Origin of the sequence: Reichenbachiella sp. (genome assembly GCF_039944555.1) — a bacterium.
In the GTDB taxonomy this organism is placed as follows: Bacteria; Bacteroidota; Bacteroidia; order Cytophagales; family Cyclobacteriaceae; genus Reichenbachiella.
In genome coordinates this window covers 127,970-144,854 of the sequence record NZ_JBDUYN010000009.1, presented here as the reverse complement: position 1 = coordinate 144,854, position 16,885 = coordinate 127,970, and the positions used below count along the sequence as shown (strand labels likewise).

At 39.3% G+C, this 16,885-nt stretch carries 13 protein-coding genes; 4 read left to right on the top strand and 9 right to left on the bottom strand.

Going from position 1 to position 16,885, the window contains the following annotated elements; all coding sequences use genetic code 11:
* Window positions 1–21 precede the first annotated feature (21 nt).
* Window positions 22–1,941 (bottom strand): ATP-binding protein, encoded by a 1,920-nt coding sequence (locus ABJD64_RS16960; RefSeq protein WP_348181774.1) that lies wholly within the window; start codon window positions 1,939–1,941, stop codon window positions 22–24.
* A 171-nt stretch (window positions 1,942–2,112) separates the two neighbouring features.
* Here ABJD64_RS16960 and ABJD64_RS16955 point away from each other — a divergent pair, with 171 nt between their 5' ends.
* The gene (locus tag ABJD64_RS16955) at window positions 2,113–3,558 is read left to right on the top strand and encodes an aminotransferase class V-fold PLP-dependent enzyme (protein WP_348181773.1); all 1,446 of its coding nucleotides are present in this window, start codon (window positions 2,113–2,115) and stop codon (window positions 3,556–3,558) included.
* 55 nt (window positions 3,559–3,613) lie between these two features.
* On the opposite strand, the gene ABJD64_RS16950 is transcribed toward ABJD64_RS16955, so the two are convergent.
* The 7 genes from ABJD64_RS16950 to dnaG form a co-directional block, all read right to left on the bottom strand.
* Window positions 3,614–5,071 (bottom strand): hypothetical protein, encoded by a 1,458-nt coding sequence (locus ABJD64_RS16950; RefSeq protein WP_348181772.1) that lies wholly within the window; start codon window positions 5,069–5,071, stop codon window positions 3,614–3,616.
* A 9-nt stretch (window positions 5,072–5,080) separates the two neighbouring features.
* Window positions 5,081–5,905 (bottom strand): hypothetical protein, encoded by an 825-nt coding sequence (locus tag ABJD64_RS16945; protein ID WP_348181771.1) that lies wholly within the window; start codon window positions 5,903–5,905, stop codon window positions 5,081–5,083.
* Entirely contained in the window at window positions 5,892–6,500 is a 609-nt protein-coding gene (locus ABJD64_RS16940; RefSeq protein WP_348181770.1) for an RNA polymerase sigma factor, read from the bottom strand. Before ABJD64_RS16940 ends, ABJD64_RS16945 begins: the two co-directional genes overlap by 14 nt.
* A gap of 206 nt (window positions 6,501–6,706) precedes the next feature.
* Window positions 6,707–7,228 (bottom strand): hypothetical protein, encoded by a 522-nt coding sequence (locus tag ABJD64_RS16935; protein ID WP_348181769.1) that lies wholly within the window; start codon window positions 7,226–7,228, stop codon window positions 6,707–6,709.
* An 82-nt stretch (window positions 7,229–7,310) separates the two neighbouring features.
* Entirely contained in the window at window positions 7,311–7,925 is a 615-nt protein-coding gene (locus ABJD64_RS16930) for a hypothetical protein (protein WP_348181768.1), read from the bottom strand.
* On the bottom strand, window positions 7,918–9,123 hold the full coding sequence (locus ABJD64_RS16925; RefSeq protein ID WP_348181767.1) for a bifunctional 3,4-dihydroxy-2-butanone-4-phosphate synthase/GTP cyclohydrolase II: 1,206 nt from the start codon (window positions 9,121–9,123) through the stop codon (window positions 7,918–7,920). Before ABJD64_RS16925 ends, ABJD64_RS16930 begins: the two co-directional genes overlap by 8 nt.
* Before the next feature lie 11 nt (window positions 9,124–9,134).
* The gene (gene dnaG, locus ABJD64_RS16920) at window positions 9,135–11,054 is read right to left on the bottom strand and encodes a DNA primase (protein WP_348181766.1); all 1,920 of its coding nucleotides are present in this window, start codon (window positions 11,052–11,054) and stop codon (window positions 9,135–9,137) included.
* A gap of 130 nt (window positions 11,055–11,184) precedes the next feature.
* Between dnaG and ABJD64_RS16915 the strand changes: the two genes are divergently transcribed.
* The 3 genes from ABJD64_RS16915 (at window position 11,185) to ABJD64_RS16905 (ending at window position 15,655) form a co-directional block, all read left to right on the top strand.
* Window positions 11,185–12,273: an Mrp/NBP35 family ATP-binding protein gene (locus ABJD64_RS16915; RefSeq protein WP_348181765.1), complete on the top strand. Its 1,089-nt coding sequence runs from the start codon at window positions 11,185–11,187 to the stop codon at window positions 12,271–12,273.
* Window positions 12,274–12,300: 27 nt separating this feature from the next.
* Complete coding sequence (locus ABJD64_RS16910) at window positions 12,301–12,564, top strand: NifU family protein (protein WP_348181764.1); 264 nt, start codon at window positions 12,301–12,303, stop codon at window positions 12,562–12,564.
* Window positions 12,565–12,793: 229 nt separating this feature from the next.
* Entirely contained in the window at window positions 12,794–15,655 is a 2,862-nt protein-coding gene (locus ABJD64_RS16905) for a choice-of-anchor J domain-containing protein (protein ID WP_348181763.1), read from the top strand.
* 1 nt (window position 15,656) lies between these two features.
* On the opposite strand, the gene ddlA is transcribed toward ABJD64_RS16905, so the two are convergent.
* Window positions 15,657–16,736 (bottom strand): D-alanine--D-alanine ligase, encoded by a 1,080-nt coding sequence (gene ddlA / locus ABJD64_RS16900; RefSeq protein WP_348181762.1) that lies wholly within the window; start codon window positions 16,734–16,736, stop codon window positions 15,657–15,659.
* Window positions 16,737–16,885 lie beyond the last annotated feature (149 nt).

Genomic DNA, 16,885 nt, shown 5'->3' with positions numbered 1-16,885 from the left:
ATTCTGTTTAGTTACGGGAAGTCAAGCTAATGAAAATTGGACGATGAACTTGGTGCCTTTACCAAATTGACTTTCGTACCAAATTTTTCCTTTCATTTGCTCTACATACTTTTTGACAATTGATAACCCAAGACCGGTGGAAACTTCATTTCCAGTTGGTTTTGCACTCAGTGTTTGAAATTTTTTGAATATTTTTTCTCTATCGTCTTCAGTCAGTCCTGGTCCTTCATCCTGAATTGAAATTTGAACCAGCTTTCCAGTGGTTTTTAGATCAATTGTTATTTTAGTTTCGGCCTTAGAGAATTTAAGAGCATTGGAAACGAGATTTTCTAACACCTGATGCAAGTGAACCTTGTCTCCAAGTATCATCAATTCCTGTCTAGGATAAGAACCTTCTATCTTGATCTGCTTTGATTTGGCCGTTGTGCTAAAACTCACAATGGTGTCATCCAGCACTTTAGTAATATTTACCTTTTCATTCTTATCTCTTTTCGATTCTACATTCAACGCTTCCACGTTCAGTATTTTACTAATCATTGACAAGATTCTATCAGATTCACTCTTAATTAGATTCAGCGTTCGGTTTTCTGATTCTGAAAAGTCTTCTTTATGATCAGTTTGATGAATTTCAGTTAGTCCCTTGATATTATTAATTGGTGCGCGCAAATCATGAGAAAGAATTCGTATCAGGTTATTTTTTTCATTGTTGATATCAATCAAGTCATTATTATGTTTGAAGGCCTGTTCCTTTTGCTCTTCTATTTTAGCATTCAACTTCTTTCGTTCGTTACTAGACCAAAAAGCCACTAAAGCTACCGTGAGAAATAATAAACTAGCAATTACAGTTAGTATAATAATGGCTCGTTGGCGTTTTATTATAACTCCGTTCAAACGAGACTGCTCTCGAAGATGAAGGGTTTCGACCTCGGCCTTTTCGGTCTGATACTGATCATGCAAGGACTCGATCTTTCTGGTGTTCTCTTCGTTGAAAATAGAATCTTTGGTTGCGACATACTTCTTGAAATAAGATAAAGCCTGGTTATAATTTTTCGATTCTTCTAGTATTTCTGACAATAACTGCAACGCTTGTGTTTCGTTGTTCTTTAACCCATGAATTCTATTGATCTCCATGCTTCTTTCTACATACTTTTTGGCAAGGGCCAAGTCTTTTTTCATCAAATAGGTACGTGCAATATTGATGTAACTGTAACTCAAAGTGCTTTTATGGTCCATCAATTTTACATTGACCAAATTCTCTTTAAGAAGTTTTTGGGCTTTGTCTGGAAGGTTTTGCTTGATATACAATTCGGCCATATCGACATTGGATATTACTATTCCTTCGAGGTCATTCATTTTGACCCTTATTTCCTGTGCTTTTTTGTAGTTCTCCTCAGCTTTTTGATACTGTTTAAGACCTACTAAAGATCTACCGATGTTTAAATAACAATAAGCAATGATATTATCGTTGTTTATCATTTTGGCATTTTCAAGTGCACGTTGAAAATAATCAATGGCTCCATCATAATTGGTCTGGAAGATATAGATGTTACCTATATTGATTAGCGTGTAGCTTATTTCCTCAAGATCCTTTGAATATTCGGAAGATTTGAGTGCCTCAAAGAAGAGTTCCAAGGCCTTGGAATAGTTGCTTCTGTTCCTATAGGCAATTCCGAGATAGTTGAGACTATGGTTGATCCCGTTGAGATAATTAATTTGTATCGACAACTCGTTTGCGAGTTGAGCAAAGTGTATGGAAGAATCTATATTAACATTTCTGTAATTCCAGCTGATCTGATTGTATACATCTGCCAGAACACTGTCCGTTGAGGTACTTAAGACTAGCTTTAAACTATCAATTTGAGATATGGGCTGGAGTGATGTGGTTGCGACTGACTTTATACTAATCCCCAAGAAGAACGACAGAAAAATTAAAAATCTCATTTTTGAGTTTTATGGTGAATATGAGCGACCAAAGGGATATTAAGATGGGACAAAATAAACAAATTTTGCTCAGAAGGCCAGTGTCAATTTTTATTCTATTGACTAAGGTCTTGAATTAATTTGTTCATTCAACGAGATGTGTAAATTTGCAACCCAAACAACAGTGATCCAATGAATTTCGATGAGATAAGAAAAAATATCGTCGGCCTTAGCCAATCTTTCGATACACCTTTCGGGAGTTTTAAAATGTTATATGCCGACTGGGTGGCTAGCGGACGACTTTATAAACCAATTGAAGACGCCATTTCCAATAAATTCGGACCCTGGGTTGCAAATACTCACTCTTACTCGAATAAGACTGGAAGTCTGATGACCATGGCCTATAACCAAGCCAAGCAGATTATCAAAGATCATGTAAATGCCTCTGAAAACGACATGCTTGTTTTAACCGGTTCAGGAATGACAGGAGGGGTGATTAGGCTGCAGCAAATTTTGGGTCTTTGTGTTCAAAATAACAGTGTGAAAGTACCAGCAAGTGAACGCCCAATTGTGTTTATCACACATATGGAACATCATTCTCATCACGTTTCTTGGATGGAAACTATCGCGGATGTTGTCATTGTTCCACCTGGAAAGGATCTGACAATTGATCTTAATTTACTTCAACAAGAGATTGATAAATATAAGGATAGAAAACTTAAAATCGGGGCCTTTACGGCAGGGTCGAATGTAACAGGGACAATTACACCTATTCATGAAATGGCAGAAGTAATGCACACCAATGGTGGCTATTGTTTTGTAGATTATGCCGCCACAGCACCCTATGTACCAATAGATATGCATCCTGAGAATGAATTGCAAAGGTTAGATGCAATTTACTTTTCTCCACACAAGTTTTTGGGTGGTCCGGGCGCATGTGGTGTCATGCTTTTCGATAAAAAAATGTATAATGGGAAATCCTGTGTGCCCGGTGGAGGCAATGTGACCTGGACAAACCCTTGGGGGGAGTATGGGTTTACTTCAAGTGAAGAAGCAAAAGAGGACGGCGGTACTCCAGGCTTTTTGCAAGCGATAAGAGCAGCTTTGGCTATTCGACTAAAAGAAAAAATGGGTACCGATCATATTGAGGATAGAGAGGAGGAATTAGTAAAGATGGCATTTGATAGGCTGAATAAAATAGAAGGGGTGAGGATCGTAGGAGAGCAACAATCCAAACGCATCGGAGTCGTGTCGTTCAATATTGATGACATTCATTACAATGCCGTTGTAAGAATAATGAATGATAGATTTGGCATTCAGATCAGAGGAGGTTGGGCTTGTGCAAGTACCTATTGCCATTACTTATTTGAGTTGGATGCTTCACAATCTAAGCGACTAACTGATGGAATCGACAAGCAGAACCTTACCGGTAAACCGGGGTGGGCCAGAATATCCTTGCATCCGACAATGACCGATCAGGAACTTGATTATGCATTGGATGCAATTGAGTTTATTGCTAAGAACAAAGAAGACTTAAAGAACGATTACGTCTATGACGTCAAAACGAATGATTTTACTCTCCAGAAGCAAGCGATAGAGGACGATGAAGAACAGGTTGCTAAGATGTTTGTTCTATGACAATAAAAAAGGGACGCTTGCTTAAGGCGTCCCCAGACTATACTTGAAATTAATCTTACGACTTGCCATCATCGTGGACTTTTATTTGCTGAATGGCGTTTCCTTCGTTGATTTTGCCAGACTCAAGGTCCAATAAGGTTTGGTTTTTCACCAAAACGTTGATTTCTCTGGGTATGTCACAGCTGTTGCACTCGTTCATTCTAATCTGAAACAAAATGGATTCATCAGCCTCGAGACTTTTGATTGTTTTTCCGTAGTCAACTATGTTTTGCTTGAGTTCGCTTATAAACTGAGGATATAGTTCATTTACTTTTCTGTCACGCTCGTCCCGACTTAAATTACTATACTTTTGAGTAGCTATTCGATAATTGTCCCTTCCCATAGGAGTAAAGGAATTGAGCCTCATTTTGTAGATGACCCCAAAGTTTTTCAATCTTTCGTAGGAAATCGGAGTTGAGGTATAGTAAGTGGTCGCTAGGTCAGTTTTGTATAATCGTTGAAAGATGCTCGAGAAAAGTTCAAGATCGGCTGCCTTCTTTTCGGATCCCTTGCTCTCTACAAAGTTGATCCGATCTTCAAAAGCTGTTCTTGAGATTCGTCCTGCTTTGAAGTCAGCTACATTCTTTCTACTTGATGCTCCGCTGAATTTACCTCCCTCATCTGGTGTTAGAAAGTGAATTTGGCCATAAGATTGAGGTCCGCCTTTAGCCACAAGCATGATTTGTTCATGATCCTGAAGTTGGCCAATTAAGTCTGCATAGTCGGCTAAAAAAGTCGTGATTACCCCCATATAAAGAGGCTTTAAATCTTCAAAGTCTTTTTGGTAGCCCCGTCTTTCATACTCTTTGTCGTATTCTCTTTCATAATTTTTGTCTGAACTTCGGTCATCGTCATCGGATTTACTATATGAATACCTATAGGTGTATTCGTCATCACTATTTTGGCTCTCAGTGACATATCTATCTACTTCTCTTCTTTTGATCTCCATTCTGTCCCTTTCACGATCTAGTCTATCCCTTTCTTTTTCGCGCTCGCGTTCTACTCGCTCCATTTCTCGTTCCAATTCTCTTTCCTTTTCTTCGAGTGCTCGTTGATGTTCTCGGGCAATTCTTTCGTTTTCTCTTGCCACTATTTCAGAATGACGTTCGATTTCTTCAGCCTGTTTTTGCAGCATCTCTGCCTGCATTTCCAGTTCTACCATTTCATCGATATCTATTCTGAAATTTTCATCATTTATGTTGAAATTTAAATTGAAGGAGTCACCAAAGCCAGGGGAATAGAATCTACCTGCCGCACTGATATCTATAATGACTCCAAAGCTTGGGATATAGGTGGCTTTTGGATTGGCAGCAAAGAATCTTCCATCATTGGACTCATTCTTTATTAGTGAGGATACAATATCTTCGGCTATTTTCAGATCACGATCCATTTTGGCCTGATCTATTTCCTGCGCCCACAGAATTGTGTGCTGGAAAGAAAAAATGGCTGCAATTAATAAATACTTAATTTTCATACTGCTTTCTTATTTACTCTGAGTTTTGACCATATCATACAAGCTGGCAAGTAGCTGGTCCTGTTCCAACTGCTTTACATCCTGATTGTTTTGTATTTTACTTAGGCTGGTCTCTATCAATCTCAGGTCATAGTTTCTCTGATTTTGATAAAACTCGTTGAAATCTGCCATGACGGTTTTGACATATTTCTTTTGCTTCTCTGAAGAAACGGTGAAAAAGTTTTGAATAATTTCCTTGTTTTCGTCATTGAGCTGAGCGACATATTGCTGCATGAGTTGACCCGTACCAGCTGCATGTTTTTTCATCATGCCAGCCATCAGAGTCATGTTCTTCTGATCTTGACTTTCCATTTCAGCACTTAATTGTGTTTGTACTGCCGCGATTTTTTCATCAGTCGAAGATTCGTAATCCTTCATGACCTCAGACATCCATGCCTTCACATTTTCTTTATTTAATTCTTCATCTTGCAATGGGGCCAATTCTCCAAATCCAATTTGCAGGCCTTGAGTTGTGTTCGAAACATTGAAATTCAAAAGAGCTGCTGACAGGAGTAGTAAGGTCAAACCGGCAGCTATTGAGCCTACCCATTTGAAGGCGTCAGATTGGAAGAAAGAAATGGAATTCGCCCTTTGATCAAAAACGAAAGTGGGGGCAATCATCTCTTTATCCTCCAGCTTCCCCAGCACGTCGCGAGTGGCCTGCATGCCTTCAATCTCAGCTTTGAGTTCTGGATTGCCTTTCAGTGCTTTTTCTATTTCCTTTGATTCTTCCTTAGGCAATTCACCATACAAGTAGTCGATGATTTTTGCCTCATCAATTTTATTTTCCATCATGGTATGATTCATTAAATGCTCTACTTTTTTCTAATATTTTTTTCAAATGGTTCAACCCGTAATACAATCTGGATTTTACCGTATTTTCGGAAACGCTCAATATTTCTGCAATTTCTCTGAACTTAAGCCCCTCATATTCCTTCATAATGAGAACAGCCTTTTGTTCTTCTCCTAGTTCGTTTATGGCCTGTGTCACAATGTCGCTCATTTCGGTTCTGACGTAATCTGACTCAGGACTTGTAGTATGTTCCTGTTTGTATTTGACTTCACTTACCTCGTCTGAAGAAACAAACATTTTAGACAAACGACCAAACTTCCGGTCCTCTTCTCTACATTGATTTAATGCAATCACATAGATCCAAGACTTGAATTTTTCAATCTCTTTCAATTGCCCCAGGTGGTCAAATACCTTTATGAAGGTTTTTTGTGTTGCTTCGATTGCCAGATCGTGATCATTGAAATACTTCAGAGAAAAATTATAAATCCTTTTGTGCCAAAGACTCACCAACTTGTTAAATGCGCCTTTATCTCCAAGTTTGGCTCGGTCAATGATGTTCTCTGAATGATTCATCGCAATGTCTAGCAATGTCGCCATACCCATAAATACTTCTTCGGTTAATTGTGCGTTTCGGTATTAAGATGAAGGTGACAGTAGAATAGTTTTAATTGTTTATAAAAAGATACAGATTTAATTCAAGAACCTTCAGAATGAGCTGGTTACTCTTGCAGGTATTCTTGTAGGATGGTGTTGATATCAAGGGTTTTAAAGGTGGGTGAGGACCTGGTATTTATTCCCTCTTCTTATTCGGTCTGAGGTTCGCCCAGTTCCTCCCAAATTAAGGTTGTACATTCACCGACGGCAACTTCACTAAGGTAAACGAGTTTGTCATTATTCAATGCTCTCAACTTTAGTTCCAGTCCGCGTAGATCTGAATAGTTGATCAATAAGGCCTCTTTTGTGTTAGTATCTTCCCACTGCCAACTGCCGCCTAGTTCCGGATCACCATTTAATCCCTCTTTTATAAAAAATTGATTGGAAGAGTAAAAACCATAATAGATATCAGATAAGCTAATATCCTTAGTTTCTTCACTACATGTGCCATTGTATCTGAATTGTCCGTTTTGGTGCTTCCACCACTTTTGACCTACGGCAAACCGACCACCTGAAGAACCGGAGCCTGATAGTGCAGTATCGCGCAGGTCTAATTCTACAATCTCACCGGTTGGTATTCCTTCATAAGGATCATTATTATCATCACTACCACAGCCGAAACCAGCAAATAGAGAGAGGGCGAGAATAAATAAAAAGGATAAGTATTTCATGAGCATCTGTGGTGTTTAAGAAGTTAGCTAATTTACCATTTTTGCGGCAATTTCTGAAACGGAAAAATAGTAGGTTAAGATGCTAGAGAGAGTTGTAAAAGGCAGTTATTCTCACGATATCTCTCATCTCGTCCGTCTTTAGCTTATTGCTCTTTACATACTCTTTAACCTTACCGGAATTCTTGTATAAGATTTCAAAGAGATGATTCTTTTTACCATTGTACATCACCATTTTTCCTTTAGTATCTACAAAGTAATAAGTAAAAGAAAGACGTTCCTGTGTGGCTGCAGGGCCGTTGAAATAGGCCTGACTGTAGGGGTCGGTAGTCATTACTATTTTTTCTCTCACGAGTAGGGAAGTCTCACCTTCATACAACACTTCAAACAGGATTGGAACTTTATAATTTGACTCTACCTGATAGGGAATAGCATAAAATTGACGATAACTTTTCAATATGCCATCGTAGATTTCAAAATAGATAATTTTTTTACTGCTATAAGTATTGACCTTTTCTTTACCAATGATCACCTGTACAACATTCGTTTCCATATCGTATTTCACATCTCCCCGGACAGTATCCTGATTGTCAGTGACTAGCCAGCCCTTGTGAAATGTACGTCCGGAAAACTCCTGGGCAAACCCATACGGCAGCCCAAGTGTACAGAGTAAACAAAATGTGAATACTTTTTTAACCATTCTTTAAAATACTATGTCCCATTTTATCTCGTTTCGTTTCCAAATATTTTTTATTGTGAATATTGGGGTCTACTTCAATGGGAATATTCTCCACAATTTCCAGGCCATAACCCATTAATCCTACTCTTTTTGTAGGATTGTTTGTAATTAGTTTGATTTTTTCAACACCAAGATCGTGAAGAATTTGAGCACCTACGCCGTAATCTCTGTGATCTCCCTGAAAGCCCAATTTTTCATTTGCTTCCACTGTGTCTAGTCCTTCTTCTTGCAGTTTGTAGGCCTTTAATTTATTCAGCAATCCTATTCCACGACCTTCCTGGTTCATATAGACGATTACACCTTTACCTTCTTTTTCAACCATTTTCATCGCATTGTGCAATTGCTCTCCACAGTCGCATCTGCAAGAACCGAAGATGTCCCCGGTCAGACAAGACGAATGCACTCTAACCATAACGGGCTCATTTTTCTCCCAATTACCCTTTACCAAGGCAAGATGGTGTTCTCCTGTACTAATTTGCTTATAAGCCGTCATTTTGAAATTACCCCATTCTGTAGGCATATCGACCTTGATTTCCTTTTCTATCAAAGATTCTTTTTCCATTCGATAGGCAATCAAATCTTTGATGGAGATGAGTTTCAACTTGAATTTATCAGCAACAACTTTAAGCTCAGGGAGCCTGGCCATTGTGCCATCCTCATTCATAATCTCTACCAATACACCGGCTGGGTACATACCTGCCAGACGAGCCAAATCTATTGCTGCTTCTGTGTGTCCAGCTCTTCGAAGAACTCCCCCTTTTTTTGCTTTTAAAGGAAAAATGTGACCTGGTCTTCCAAGTTCTTCCGGTTTTATATTCTGGTCAACTAGTGCTTTTATGGTCTTAGCTCTATCGCTTGCGGAAATACCGGTAGTGCAACCATACCCAATAAGGTCAACAGAGACGGTGAATGGCGTTTCATGTGTGGCGGTATTTTTTCCCACCATTAATTCGAGGTTCAGCTCATCACATCGCTCTTCGATCAATGGGGTACAGATTAAGCCTCTTCCATGCGTGGCCATGAAATTCACAATTTCCGGAGTGATGCTTTCAGCTGCACAGATGAAATCTCCTTCATTCTCTCTATCTTCATCATCAACCACAATGATTACTTCTCCATTCTTTATTGCCTCTATGGCTTCTGATACACTATCTAGCATGTCTTTTGGGTTTACTTCGCAGTTACATTTCCTAGGGTTTTGGCGATAGTCATCTCCATATTTTTTAAATCACCCTGGATACTTAAAAATTTATTTACTTGCTCTTCTTCGATTGCTGATTTAATGTTTTCCATATTCTCAGCTATCATCTTTTGAATGATACGGAATTTGAGTCTTAAAATATTGGTATATGTTGAATTTTTTAATGTGTGTGACTCATGTGCCACATTGATTTGAAATTTCTCAGACCAATTGGTGCTTATCTCGTAACGCTCGGTGGATAAATCAACTGCAGCTTGCTTGATCTCTTTGTCCTCGTGATCAAGAAAATGCTTGATCGTAGTGATTTGCCCGTTTTCCAAATTCGATCGAAATATCTCAAGAATTTGATTATAAACGGGCGTTTCAAAACTGATGTCCTCAGATTCAGCCATAAAATAATCTGCCAGATGCATTTCACCACCTTCCAGCCCTTCAATAACCTCCGAGCCATAATTAATCAACATCCGGATACTTTCGCGCTCCTGAACCTGAATAATTTCATCAGCACTAATTTTAGTTTCCGACTCCTGAGGTTCATAAGCTTCGGCAGGTACATCGGGTAGAGGTGCTTCCCACTTGTCCTTACTACTTTTAAGTAAAAGCTTATTGGTCTCACTTATAAGGGTTCCCTCATCTACATGTAAAAGTTTGCTACATTCCTGTATATAGACGGTTCTTTTGATAGGATCAGGTATGAGAGAAATACTCTCAACAATTTCTCTAATGCTTTCAGCTTTTTTAATCGGATCGTCTCCTCCTTCTTTAAGGAATACTCCAGTTTTGAAGGCTATAAAGTCTTGGGCATTTTCATCCAGGTACTCTTTGAATGCGGCTGCGCCTAATTGTTTCGAATAACTATCTGGATCCTCACCTTCTGGGAATGGTACTGCTTTTACGTTCAGACCACCAGTCAGCATCATGTCAATTCCTCGCATAGAGGCCTTGATGCCGGCTTTGTCGCCATCAAAAAGAACTGTTACGTTTTTAGAGTACCTCTGAATCAGCTTGATCTGATCCTCCGTAAGTGAAGTACCTGATGAGGCAACCACATTGGTGACTCCGGCCTGGCTCAATGAAACGACATCTGTATATCCCTCGACCAGATAGCAGTTTTCCTGATTTCTTATTTCATTTTTCGCTTGAAATATTCCATAAAGAATTTTACTTTTTGTATAAAGCTCCGTCTCTGGGCTATTGATGTATTTTGGGCCCTTTTCATTGCTTTTGAGCGTTCTGGCACCAAAGGCGATCACTTTGCCGGTAATGTTGTGAATCGGAAAAACCACTCGCCCCCGAAATCTATCGTATGCTTTGTCTTCCTTGACAATCTTCAGTCCGGTTTGTTCAAGAAATTCGTCCTTGTGACCTGCAGCTTGGGCTGCATCCATTAGGCCTTGCCACTGATCCAGCGCATAACCTAAATCAAATCTTTTTATGGTATCTTCACTGAACCCTCGTTCTTTGAAGTAGGAGAGGCCGATGCTTTTGCCCTCATCTGAGGCCCATAAATTCTCAATGAAATGATCCTTGGCAAAATTGAGTGTAATAAAAAGGCTTTCACGTATACTTTGTTCAGCAAGATAGTTTGGGTCAGCCTCATCTTCCTCAATTGTAATTGCGTACTTCTGAGCGAGATATTTCAGAGCTTCTAGATAACTAAGCCCATCAACTTCCATCAAAAATGAAATGGCGTCACCTCCTTTTCCCGTGCTGAAGCATTTGAATATGCCCTTTGCCGGAGATACCATGAAGGATGGCGTTTTCTCATTCGTAAATGGACTAAGCGCTTTATAGCTGGATCCTGATTTTTTTAAGGCAACGAAGTCACTGACAACTTCATAGATATCCATCCGGCTTTTGATTTCTTCTATGGTCTGACTTTTGATCAAGTAACTGTATGGATTATTTTTTTTCCCGTATGGGAGTGCAAATCTAAAACGAAATTGCCTGATTATGTGATACAAAAACAGGGATATCACTTAACTTGCAAAAAAATTGTATAACGAGCCATTTTTAATCTTGAAAATCACAGAAAAGGAAGTATTGCAGGCGTTGACTAAGGTTCAGGACCCGGATCTGAAGAAGGATTTAGTTACACTGGGTATGATTGAAAATATTCAAATTTCAGAAAAGGAATTAAATTTTTCAGTGGTACTCACGACCCCGGCCTGCCCTCTGAAGGAACTCATTAAAAATGATTGTTTAAAAGCTCTAGAGCCGATCACTGGCGATTTAAAGATCAACATTGAAATGACTTCGAATGTGACAAGTGTGAGAAGTAAGTCAATGATTTTGCCAAATGTCAAAAATATAATTGCTGTAGCTTCAGGTAAAGGGGGAGTAGGTAAGTCAACAGTGACAGCAAATCTGGCAGTAGCTTTGGCCAAAACGGGTGCTAGTGTAGGAGTGATTGACGCGGATATTTTTGGGCCATCCATGCCTACAATGTTTGATTGCGAGCATGAACAACCAAATATGGTTGAAGAGAATGGAAAGAATATGCTGATTCCAATTGAAAAATATGGAGTAAAGTTGCTTTCCATTGGATTTTTGACTCCAAAGGATAATGCGATCATCTGGAGAGGCCCTATGGCAAGTTCGGCACTTAAGCAATTCATTAGTGATGTGAAATGGGGAGAATTAGATTATTTGCTGATCGACCTTCCTCCTGGAACTAGTGACATCCACTTGACGTTGGTACAATCAGTACCGGTGACAGGAGCTGTGATAGTTACGACTCCACAAAAAGTAGCGATTGCTGATGCACAGAAAGGGTTGGCAATGTTTAAGCAACCTCAAATCAATGTGCCATTATTGGGTGTTGTTGAAAACATGGCTTATTTCACACCAGAAGAATTACCTGACAATAAGTATTATTTGTTCGGACAGGGTGGAGGAAGAACATTGGCTGAGAAATACGAAATTCCCTTCTTAGGGGAAATTCCTTTAGTGCAATCAATCCGTGAAAGCGGAGATAGCGGTTATCCCGCGGTGATGAAAGATGGAGTGACTGAAGAGGCCTTCAGTGAGCTGGCACAAGGAGTGGCTAGGAGAGTGGCCATTAGAAATGCCTCGAAAGAGAAGACAAAGATCGTTCAAATGAACTAAATTTACCTTAACAAGTCATTGACACAGATGGATGCAAATACAAAACAAGAGCTATTAGCGAAGATTGATCAGGCGATCAATAATATCAGGCCTTATCTTGAGGCTGATGGCGGTGACGTGAAATTGCTTGATATTGATGATGAATTTGTGGTTCAGGTAGAACTTTTGGGAGCCTGCGAAGCGTGCCCTATGTCACCAATGACCATGAAAGCGGGAATAGAAGAAGCAGTCAAGAGAGTAGCTCCTGAAGTAAAGTCCATTAACGCTGTCAATATTGCGCCTGTTAGCTAAGAGAAGTTTCAACGCGCCTATCCAATTATTTGAGAAGATGAACGTTTTCTCAAGACAATTATTAAGAAACGTTCTTGACTTGAAATACTTAATATTCTTAATTTTATTTGTAATTCCAGCATTATCTTATTCCCAAGATAGATGTGGTACCATGCAATTCAATAAGGCGCCAGCTGGACTAAGCTCTGAATTTTCCAAAATACAATTCGAGGATTGGTTAAAAACCAAAATGAACCAAAAACAAGTTCAGGGCCGCTATTTGGACCTTCAAAGTGAAACTGTATATCAAATACCAATTGTTGTTCATGTCATTCACAATGGAGAATCAATAGGAGTTGCATCTAATATTCCGGATGAGCAAATATTCAATCAAATTGATTCCTTAAATAATGACTTTAGACGTTTGAACGTAGATCAGTCCAATACACCGTCCGGTTTCTTAACTGATGCCGCGGATGTCAAGATAGAATTCGTTTTAGCAAAGAGAGATCCTGAAGGTCTTCCAACTAATGGCATTATACGCGTACAAGGCAATCAATCTAATTTTACTATAAATGAAGCTGTGGCATTAGCAGCTAATAGCTATTGGCCTGCTGAAGAATATTTTAATATTTGGGTTGCGAATCTAAGTAACGGACTGTTGGGTTTTGCAAAATTTCCAATTTCCAATGAGCCTGGAATGGATGAAGACCCAAACCTCAACCGAAAGATTGATGGTGTATACCTAGACTTTGAATATTTTGGGACAGGTCATAATGCTGATGAATTTTCAAAGGGAAGAACGTTGACTCATGAAATAGGTCATTGGATGGGGTTACGCCATATCTGGGGAGATGGAGGTTGCAGTGTAGATGATTTTTGCAATGATACGCCTACACAAGGGAGTAGCTCATCTGGTTGCCCTTCGATAAGTCAAAGTTCTTGTGGCTCTGTGGATATGTTTCAAAACTACATGGACTATACTGATGATGAGTGCATGAATTTGTTTACTAATTGCCAAGGAGATCGTATGCGAACTGTACTTGAAAATAGTCCTAGAAGAAAGGAATTATTGAGTAGTCAGGGAGCGGCGACAGTCGTCCAGGTCGCAAATGACTTAGGAATTAAATCCATTCAGTCACCCGCATTTGGAAATTGCAGTGTAACCATTGTTCCAGAGATAGAGGTTAGAAACTATGGCTCAAATACGATTAACAGTTTTAGCCTGGATTTACTCGTAGATGAAGAAGTAATTCAAACGCAACTATTTGAAGAGCCTTTAACCTCGTTGCAAACACTCTTCGTAAGCTTTTCCTCGGTTAATGTTTCGTCTGAAGCTCAACAAGTATCATTTAAAGTAAACCAAGTAAACGGAGGAGGTGATGGCAATTCGGATAATGACTGTCAATGGATAAACACTTTTTTTCCATCAACTCAGACAGTGCCGTTTGTAGACGAATTTACGGGGACCAGTAGCTCAGCCAGCGTTCTTTGGAAGTTAAAGAATAGTAAAAACAATCCTTCTGCCTGGAGCTATGGTATGGCTCCAAACATCACGGCAAACAATGAAGCAGCCATCTTGAGCTACTATGGAGCACCTGCTGGATCATTTGGAGAACTTGATTATTTAATAAGTCCGGTTTTAGACTTGTCTGGTCTTGCCACGGCAGACTTAAAATTCAAATATGCCTATTCAGGTTTTCCGAATAATTACAGCGATGCACTTACGGTTGTGGTATCTACTGACTGCGGTGCAACGTTTCCTGAAGAAAATATTCTGTTTCAGAAAATTGGTGCTTCGTTGGCTACTACAAGTTCGACCAGTTCGTTGTTTGTACCTAGCGACCCCAGCGACTGGTTGGAAGTCGAAAAGAATTTTGGGGAATTTGCAGATTACTCTGAAGTGGTACTTGCTTTTATTGGAAACAATGGAGGCGGAAATAAGTTGTACTTAGATGACATAGAGATATTTTCAAGCGCCGCAAACGAATATGATGTTGGTATTGTGAAAGTCGATGATATACCTGTCGTTACCTGTTTGGAAGATATGACCATGCAGGTTTATGTGAAAAATTATGGTAAAAAAACCGTTAATAATTTTAGCGTTAGTTATGCATTTGATATTCGTCAGCTAGAAACACCAATTACTAATTTGACTTTGGATCCTGGTAAAACTGAAGTTGTTGAGATAGAATCTTTTAATATTATGGATGGCAGTTATCAAATTTCTATTGAATCAAGCAAGCCTAATGGAGTGGCCGATGAAGATACGACTAATGATAAGGTGGTAACATTTTTTGCTATTAACAATGGTATAGAGACCATTCCTATACGCGAACGATTCTCCAAAACACTTGAGTCATCCGATTGGCATTTTATTCGAACAGACGCACTGAGTGATTGGGAGATTTCAGAATTTCGAGAAGGAAATACAAGCGATTATGCCTTAGTATTCAAAGGTCATGATGTGCTGGAATTGGGAGTAGAAAATTGGTTTGTGAGTCCATTACTGGATTTGTCTGAGACAGACGTTGCGTCCATGACTTTCGATGTGTCCTATGCCAACAGAACAGGTAGAAACGATCAGTTGAGGGTATTGGCTTCTACGAATTGTGGTAAGTCGTATGATGTAGAAGTATATAATAAGAAAGGAGGGGAGCTAGCAGTCGCACAAAGTGAAACGACATGGCTTCCTGAAGCCGACACGGATTGGCGTAGAGAATTTATCAACTTAAATGAATTTGTCGGTGACTCGGATATTCGACTTGCATTTGTGGTGACCAATCAAAATGGAAATAATCTTTATCTGGATAATGTCGAACTTTATGTTTCGGATGATGAAAACCCTGTAGAGATCACCGAATCATTAAGGAGTTTCCCAAATCCAGCTTCAGATCATTTAGAGGTTAAATTCAATTTCAATATTAAAGAAGAGGTATTGATTCGTGTTGTTGGTCTTGATGGAGAGATTATGGCAGAACAATCATTTCCGAACACACTTAATCAAGTTTATCGAATAGACAATTTGAACGTAGCAAATAGTGGTATTTACGTGCTGCAGGTACTAGGTAATTTCACAAACCTGTCTAGCAAAGTCATGATTATGCACTAAACTAAACCGAGCTTCTGATTTGTTTTTCCTTTTCAAATCTGGAGATGGCCAATTGCAGCAATTCATCTATTAAATCAGAATAAGCTAGGCCTGAAGCCTCCCAGAGTTTTGGATACATACTAATTTGGGTGAAGCCGGGAATTGTATTTATCTCATTCACCAGTATTTTTCCATCTTTTGTAAGAAATACGTCTACTCTTGCAAATCCTTCACATTCAAGTATTTGAAAAGTTTGAATGGCAATTTTCTGAACTGCCATGATTTGCTCTTCAGTAATGTTGGCCGGGATATCTATCTTATACCCTTGATCATCAAGGTACTTAGCTTCATACGAATAGAAACTGTGAGTGAACGATATTTCTCCTGGAATTGAAGCTTTAGGGTTTTCATTTCCCAGTATTGCGCATTCTATTTCTCGTCCATCTATGAATTCTTCAATAATTATTTTATGATCAAATGAAAATGCCTCATCTAAGGCGTTGATATATTGTTCCTGATTATCTACTCTATTAATACCCACAGACGAGCCTAAATTAGCCGGTTTCACAAAGCACGGTACTCCAAGTTCCTTGGCCACGTCTTCGAAAGTAGGGCGCTGCTGGTGTGAGCGTAAGGCTAGATATTTCCCAATAGGAAGTCCGGCATCTCTGAGCAATCTTTTCATCACGTCTTTATCCATTCCAACAGCTGAACCTAACACCCCCGCTCCAACGAAAGGAATATTGGCTAATTTGAGCAGGCCTTGAATGGTGCCATCTTCACCGAGAGGTCCGTGAAGAATTGGGAACACCACGTCTACTTTTTCACCAGCGCCGGATAATTGACCTTCGCTTTGAGGAATAAGGGCCACGTTTTCACTTTCCTGATTTAGACTTATTTTTTCAATGTTGTCTGCATGGAGAATCAGAGAAGTCTGTTCGTTATAAAGCCACTTTCCGTTTTTGTCTATCCCAATAAGCACCGGTTCATACTTATCCTTGTCAAGTGCCTCAATGACATTTTTGGCAGACCTGAGCGAGATTTCATGTTCGGCTGACTTTCCACCGAATAAGATTCCTACTTTTATTTTGTTCTCCATCATTGCGGCAAATGTAAATAAGAAGAATTTTAATTTTCATATACAATCAGATAATGCTTTTCAAAAATGACATAACAAGGGACCAGTTCAAAGAGAGTAATTTTGGCTGTGCGGTTAGCCTGCCTGTTATGTAGAGGCGTGATACTTGGCTC

Excerpts from the sequence above, each read along its gene's own strand:
- ABJD64_RS16960 (WP_348181774.1), bottom strand. The coding sequence starts at position 1,941 with ATGAGATTTTTAATTTTTCTGTCGTTCTTCTTGGGGATTAGTATAAAG.
- ABJD64_RS16955 (WP_348181773.1), top strand. The coding sequence starts at position 2,113 with ATGAATTTCGATGAGATAAGAAAAAATATCGTCGGCCTTAGCCAATCT.
- ABJD64_RS16950 (WP_348181772.1), bottom strand. The coding sequence starts at position 5,071 with ATGAAAATTAAGTATTTATTAATTGCAGCCATTTTTTCTTTCCAGCAC.
- ABJD64_RS16945 (WP_348181771.1), bottom strand. The coding sequence starts at position 5,905 with ATGATGGAAAATAAAATTGATGAGGCAAAAATCATCGACTACTTGTAT.
- ABJD64_RS16940 (WP_348181770.1), bottom strand. The coding sequence starts at position 6,500 with ATGGCGACATTGCTAGACATTGCGATGAATCATTCAGAGAACATCATT.
- ABJD64_RS16935 (WP_348181769.1), bottom strand. The coding sequence starts at position 7,228 with ATGAAATACTTATCCTTTTTATTTATTCTCGCCCTCTCTCTATTTGCT.
- ABJD64_RS16930 (WP_348181768.1), bottom strand. The coding sequence starts at position 7,925 with ATGGTTAAAAAAGTATTCACATTTTGTTTACTCTGTACACTTGGGCTG.
- ABJD64_RS16925 (WP_348181767.1), bottom strand. The coding sequence starts at position 9,123 with ATGCTAGATAGTGTATCAGAAGCCATAGAGGCAATAAAGAATGGAGAA.
- ABJD64_RS16910 (WP_348181764.1), top strand. The coding sequence starts at position 12,301 with ATGGATGCAAATACAAAACAAGAGCTATTAGCGAAGATTGATCAGGCG.
- ABJD64_RS16905 (WP_348181763.1), top strand. The coding sequence starts at position 12,794 with ATGAACCAAAAACAAGTTCAGGGCCGCTATTTGGACCTTCAAAGTGAA.
- ddlA (WP_348181762.1), bottom strand. The coding sequence starts at position 16,736 with ATGATGGAGAACAAAATAAAAGTAGGAATCTTATTCGGTGGAAAGTCA.